Origin of the sequence: Anaerobacterium chartisolvens, from assembly GCF_003337415.1 — a bacterium.
Taxonomy (GTDB): Bacteria; Bacillota; Clostridia; order Acetivibrionales; family DSM-27016; genus Anaerobacterium; species Anaerobacterium chartisolvens.
On the sequence record NZ_QPJT01000034.1, the window covers coordinates 34,389 to 40,666 of the forward strand.

The window sequence follows — 6,278 nt, forward strand, 5'->3', positions numbered from 1 at the left end:
TTAATCCGTCCCCAAGATTCCTCCGCTGTTTCTCTGCAAGGACAAAGCTTTACGAGAGGTGTGTCCCCTTACATTAGAAGTTTACTGCCTTTCCGTACATGGCGCATTCCAGAATTTTTTTCATCTCCGCTGCCGTTGTCTTCCTCGGATTTGAGCCTGTACAGGGATCAAGCGCAGCGTTTTCCGAAATAAAATCCACCGTCGAGTTGAACTTATCCTCACTTACACCGCTTTCCTTTAAAGTAGAGGCAATCATCAAATAATCGTTTAATTCTTCAATAGCCCTTATAAGAGAATCGGTAAGCTGCTTATCCGTCTGCCCGGACAGCCCTAACCTGCGTGCAATTTCTGCATACCTGTCCATGCAATCTCTGGAATTGTATTTTATTACATAAGGCATAAGTATCGCGTTGCAGCAGCCATGGGGTATTTCAAACTGGGCGCCTATCTTATGGGCAAGGCTGTGCGTTATTCCAAGAAGCGCATTGCTGAAGGCCATACCTGCAAGGCATTGGGCTATATGCATTTCCCCACGGGCATCCTCGCCGCCGTTATATGAATCAATGATATTTTCAAATATCATGACAATTGCCTGCATTGCAAGAGGATCTGAAAAGCTTGATCTGGCAGACGCGACATATGCTTCAACAGCATGTGTGAGAGCATCCATTCCTGTATGGGCTACCAGCTTTTGCGGCATTGTCATAGGTATACTGCTGTCTAAAATTGCAATGTCAGGTGTTATCTCAAAATCCGCCAAAGGGTACTTAATTTTGGTTGAATAGTCGGTAATAACAGAGAAAGCGGTAACCTCTGTAGCCGTTCCACTGGTAGACGGTATTGCGACAAATATGGCCTTTTTCCTTAATCCGGGCATAGTAAAGGGTGTCTTTATATCCTCAAACGTTAATTCGGGGTACTCATAAAATACCCACATTGCTTTTGCGGCGTCAATGGGGGAACCCCCTCCTATTGATATAATTATATCGGGCTGGAACTCCTGCATTGCCTTTGCGCCTTTCATAACAGTTTCCACCGACGGATCAGGCTCAACGCCTTCGAATCTGCCGGTTTCTATGCCTGCCTCCTTAAGAACGGCCTCAAGCTTATCTATAAACCCATACTTTTGCATTGACGTTCCGCCCGTCACTATAATAGCCTTCTTAAAGCCCTTAAGGTTTTTTAGCTCCTCCATGGCGTTCTTGCCGAAATAAATATCCCTTGGCAGTGTAAATCTTGCCATTATCCTTCACATCCTTTCTCTATAATTTAGTAAACTGTTCACGCTATTTTACTCACTCTTTTAGTTTCTGCTTTTTTATGATTTTTGATGTAATTATATTTCCAATATGCCTCTTCTACTTTCACGGGGAGAGGAAACCTTTTAGCCTCAAAGCTGTTACAGGGGTACTCAATATCCAGCTCTTCAATTTCCCTGTCGAAAATGACCCCTGTGTAATCACATACTCCCGTGGGCTCCCCCGAGTCCGCCATAGAAAAATTAGTGTAGCCAAACCTGCTTAAGACCTCTCCGGCCTCAGAAGCACATTTAAAATAATTGCAATATTTGCAATTAAGCATAACGCCTCTCCTCCTTATAATTTATTCATAATATGCTTATTAAAAAAATCTTTTATGTCTTTTTCCTCCACAGACAGAACCTCTTCGTCATCTACCCTCACTGAAACAGCTCCTGTGCAATTTCCGAGGCATAGAGCAGCCTTCACCGTGACCCTGTCACTTATTTTCCTTGTGTCAATAGTTTGTTGAATAGTACTTATCAAGTTGTATGAACCCTTGATATGGCAGGCACTTCCAACACAAACGTAAATGTTAAGCATTATCAACTCTCCTTTTCATTTGAGTGGCTATTACAAGCACAATGATTGTGAAGCAGTCCATGCTTTCCTTTAAGAAGTCCGTTATATAACGCTATAACCATGGGGTTCTCTTCCGACCTCTTGATTTGGGAAGAGCTGTCGGCCTTGTAGATCCCTCCCGCTCTCTGCCTTGTTACAGACTTGGAGCTGGGAAGAGGCTGTCCTGCTCCTGCTATACATCCTCCTGGGCAAGCCATTACCTCGACAAAGTCATAGTTTTTTTCACCCTTTTGTATTGCTTTTATAAGCTCGCCGGCATTTTTCAACCCGCTTACAATAGCCATCTTTATCTCTTTTCCATTAATATTTACTACCGTTTCCTTTATTCCGTCCATTCCTCTTACTCCGACAAAGGATATCTCCTTAAGAGTAGATGACGTCTTTTGGCTGTAGCATCTTCTAAGCACTGCCTCCGATACGCCCCCGCTTACTCCGAATATAATGCCTGCGCCGCTCGCAAGCCCGAAGGGCATATCGAGCGCTTCCTCCTCAAGCCTTCCAAACATAATTCCAGCCTGCTTTATCATCAGGCAAAGCTCCTGTGTTGTTATTACAACATCCACATCCTTCACTCCGTTATTGGAGTACTCCTCCCGGCCGGCCTCATATTTTTTTGCCGTACACGGCATAATTGCAACTGAAATAGTTTCGCGTCCGTCCTCTGCGTCAGACTTTTTATAATGCTCCTTAATAACGGCACCAAACATTTGCTGAGGCGATCTGCAGGTTGAAATATTATCCTTCAGCTCAGGAAACTTCAATTCGGCATACCTCACCCACCCGGGGCAGCACGAGGTAAACAAGGGAAGCCTTTCTCCCTTTTCAAGCCTTTCTATAAATTCCTTACTTTCTTCAATTACTGTAAGATCCGCCGCAATACCGGTATCATATACCTCGTCAAACCCTAATTTTCTAAGAGCCGCCGCAATTTTGCCTATTGTAATTTCTCCGGGCGCCATGCCGAACTCCTCTCCTATTGACACTCTTACCGCAGGCGCTATCTGCGCAACAACCCTCTTCTTTTTGTTATTTAAATCCTTCCAGACCTTTGCCGTATCATTTCTTATAATAAGCGCTCCCGTAGGACATACCGTTCTGCATTGTCCGCAGTTCACACAGTCAACATCCTTTAACTTCTTCTTAAAAGCAGGAACTACCTGTATATTCGAACCTCTGTATGCAAATCCAAGAGCCCCAATTCCCTGAACCTCTTCACACATTCTGACACAGTCTCCACACATAATGCATTTATTAGGATTTCTGACAATCGCACAGCTGCTATCGTCTATAGGGAGATTTTCCTCTCTCTCTCCAAACCGGATATTTTTAATTCCGAATCTTATAGCCAGCTCCTGAAGCTTGCACCTTCCATTCTTCTCACATGAGGTGCAGTCCCTGTCATGAGCGGACAGCAGCAGCTCAAGAATCATTTTTCTATGCTTCTGAAGCTTTGGAGTGTTTGTATAAACCTCCATTCCATTCTTTGGAGGTGTTGAGCATGAAGCGCTTATTCCTCCCCATTTATCCTCAACCACACACATCCTGCAAGCACCGTAAATGCTGAGCTCTGAGTGGTAGCAAAATGTAGGAAGCTCTATTCCGGCCTTTCTTATGACCTGAAGTATATTTTTTTCATCGGAAAATTCTATTCTTTGTCCATCTACAAGCATTTGACCCATAAACATTATACCTCCCTTATTGCAGCAAACGGACAGGAGTCCAAGCATGCCTCACACTTTATGCATTTATTTTGATCTATACTGAAGGGTTCCTTAATCTTTCCTGTTATAGCCCCCACAGGGCATACCCTTGAGCATTTACTGCAGCCCTTGCAGAGCGTTTTGTCTATTTCTATGGAATTTAAAGCCTTACAGTTTTTTGTAGGACATTTTTTATCCACAATATGTGCAAGATATTCATCCCTGAAAAATTTGAGAGTGCTTATAACAGGGCTGGCGGCTGTTTTTCCCAAACCGCAGAGAGCCGTTTCAGTTATTGTATCTGCCAAGTCCTCTAAAAGCTCCAAATCCTCAACAGTACCCTTGCCTGCAACTATTTTCTCCAAAATCTCAAGCATCCTTTTTGTTCCTTCTCTGCAAGGCACGCACTTACCACACGACTCATTTTGAGTAAAGTTCATAAAGAACCTTGCAACCTCTACCATGCATGTATCTTCATCCATTACAACCAGTCCGCCGGAACCAATCATAGCGCCTACCTTTTTTAATGAATCGAAGTCAAGGGCGAGATCCAGATGCTCCTCTGTAAGGCATCCTCCCGACGGGCCTCCTATCTGCACCGCTTTAAACCTTCTGTCGTTTTTAATTCCTCCGCCGATATCAAACAGCACCTCTCTCAGCGTTGTTCCCATCGGAACCTCGATCAAGCCTGTGTTATTAACATTTCCCGTTATGGCAAAGGCTTTTGTTCCGGGACTTTTCTCAGGACCTATCGACTTATACCATTCGCTTCCGTTAATAATTATTTGAGGTACATTTGCAAAGGTTTCTACATTGTTAAGTACTGTAGGCTTAGCCCACAATCCTGCCTCTACCGTTCTGGGCGGCTTTACTCTGGGCATTCCCCGTTCTCCCTCTATAGAGGCAGTCAGGGCGCTTCCTTCACCGCATACAAAGGCTCCGGCCCCTTGATTTACCTTTATGTCAAAAGAAAATCCTGAATTCAGTATATTATCTCCAAGCAGTCCGTATTGCCTTGCCTGAGTAATGGCGGCCTTAAGCCTCTCTACGGCAAGCGGATACTCCGCTCTCACATAAATATAGCCCTGATGGCTCTTAGTAGCAAAGCCTGCAATAATCATGCCCTCAATTACTCTATGGGGATCTCCCTCCATAACGCTTCTATCCATAAATGCGCCGGGATCACCCTCGTCTCCGTTGCATACTACATATTTTATGTCACTGCTCTGGGCCACAACCTGAGCCCATTTTCTGCCGGCAGGGTAACCCCCGCCCCCTCTGCCTCTTAAGTTGGAATCTGAAATAGTTTTACACACCTGCTCAGGCTCCATTTCAAGGATGCACTTCCCCAACGCCTTGTAGCCGTCGTTGGCTATATATTCTCTTATAGACTCGGCATCAATATGCCCGCAGTTGCCTAGCACAAGTCTAGTCTGCTTTTTATAAAACGGTATTTCCTCCTGAGTTTCATAAACCTTATTCTGCCAGTTATACATTAGCCTTGCCACAGGCTGCCCCTTTATAAGGGTTGTCTCAACAATTTCCTCACAATCCTCTATTTTCACCTTAAGATACAGGTAGTTATACGGTTCTATCCTTATCAACGGTCCCATTTCACAGAATCCATGACAGCCGCTTTTTTTAATACCTATACCGGGCTTTTCCTCTTCAAGCTCTATCTCAGTAAGAAGCCCTTTTTCACTTATCAGTTCCTTTATCCTGTTATATATCTCAATAGAGCCGCCTGCCACACATCCTGTGCCGGCGCACACCAGCACTTTTTTGTGCTGCATATCCAACAAAGCACCGTACTTTTCGGAAGCCTGATGTAATTGTTCTATTGTAGCTATTGTCATTTTGCTTCCCCCTCACGAATCTCCTTCAATATTTTTATAGTCTCTTCAGGTGTCATCTTAGCATAAACCTTGTCATTTATAGTAATAACCGGCGCGAGCCCGCACGCACCGAGACAGGATACCGTTTCCACCGTAAACGTCAAATCATCGGTTGTGTGCTTCTTATCACTCAAATCCAGCTCTTTTCTGAGCGCATTAAGTATTGGTATTGACTTTCTCACATGACATGCCGTTCCGTCACAAATCCTGATAACATACTTGCCTTTAGGCTCCAATGAGAAATTTTCATAAAACGTCGCTACGCTATACACCTTTGCAGGAGTAATATCCATAGCCTCCGATATATACATCAATATATCCTCGGGAAGATATCTGTATTCCTTCTGAACCTCTTGCAGAACAGCTATAAGAGCAGATTTCCTTCCCTCATACATCTCTATTATTTCGTCAACCTTCTTCATTCCCTGCTTTACCAACATAATTAAGCCTCCCAAAACACTTATATGCTTACATTCTCGAATGTCTATAATGCATATTGTATACAATAATCTTCGTATTCGTACGAACATTGTTAATTATCTAACAATTAAATAATAACGTCTTTATGAGAGTCTATCAACATTATTGTTTTGACTGTGTATATGGGTAAGCAGTAAATGTGCATAATAAGATACGGTTTTTTTGAATAATATAAAAAAGCGCACAAAAACAGGCCTCCACGCTTTAATGCATGGAGGCCTGATATAAATCTGGCAGAGACCTGCTTTCCCGGGCCGTCACCAGCCAAGTATCATCGGCACTGAGAAGCTTAACTGCCGTGTTCGGTATGGGAACGGGTGTGT

At 43.7% G+C, this 6,278-nt stretch carries 6 protein-coding genes and 1 rRNA gene; all 7 read right to left on the reverse strand.

Annotated elements, in window-relative coordinates:
• Positions 1-73 precede the first annotated feature (73 nt).
• Positions 74-1,243, reverse strand: coding sequence for an iron-containing alcohol dehydrogenase (locus DFR58_RS19430; protein ID WP_114299797.1), 1,170 nt, complete (start codon positions 1,241-1,243; stop codon positions 74-76).
• 38 nt (positions 1,244-1,281) lie between these two features.
• Complete coding sequence (locus DFR58_RS19435) at positions 1,282-1,581, reverse strand: hypothetical protein (protein WP_114299799.1); 300 nt, start codon at positions 1,579-1,581, stop codon at positions 1,282-1,284.
• A 14-nt stretch (positions 1,582-1,595) separates the two neighbouring features.
• Positions 1,596-1,841, reverse strand: a complete 246-nt coding sequence (locus DFR58_RS19440; protein ID WP_114299801.1) for a (2Fe-2S) ferredoxin domain-containing protein — start codon at positions 1,839-1,841, stop codon at positions 1,596-1,598.
• A 2-nt stretch (positions 1,842-1,843) separates the two neighbouring features.
• Positions 1,844-3,559, reverse strand: a complete 1,716-nt coding sequence (locus DFR58_RS19445; protein WP_114299812.1) for a [FeFe] hydrogenase, group A — start codon at positions 3,557-3,559, stop codon at positions 1,844-1,846.
• A 5-nt stretch (positions 3,560-3,564) separates the two neighbouring features.
• The gene (locus DFR58_RS19450) at positions 3,565-5,436 is read right to left on the reverse strand and encodes an NADH-quinone oxidoreductase subunit NuoF (protein ID WP_114299803.1); all 1,872 of its coding nucleotides are present in this window, start codon (positions 5,434-5,436) and stop codon (positions 3,565-3,567) included.
• The gene (locus tag DFR58_RS19455) at positions 5,433-5,915 is read right to left on the reverse strand and encodes an NADH-quinone oxidoreductase subunit NuoE family protein (protein ID WP_114299805.1); all 483 of its coding nucleotides are present in this window, start codon (positions 5,913-5,915) and stop codon (positions 5,433-5,435) included. Before DFR58_RS19455 ends, DFR58_RS19450 begins: the two co-directional genes overlap by 4 nt.
• A gap of 268 nt (positions 5,916-6,183) precedes the next feature.
• Positions 6,184-6,278: ribosomal RNA gene (gene rrf / locus DFR58_RS19460) — 5S ribosomal RNA — on the reverse strand; the annotation flags it as partial.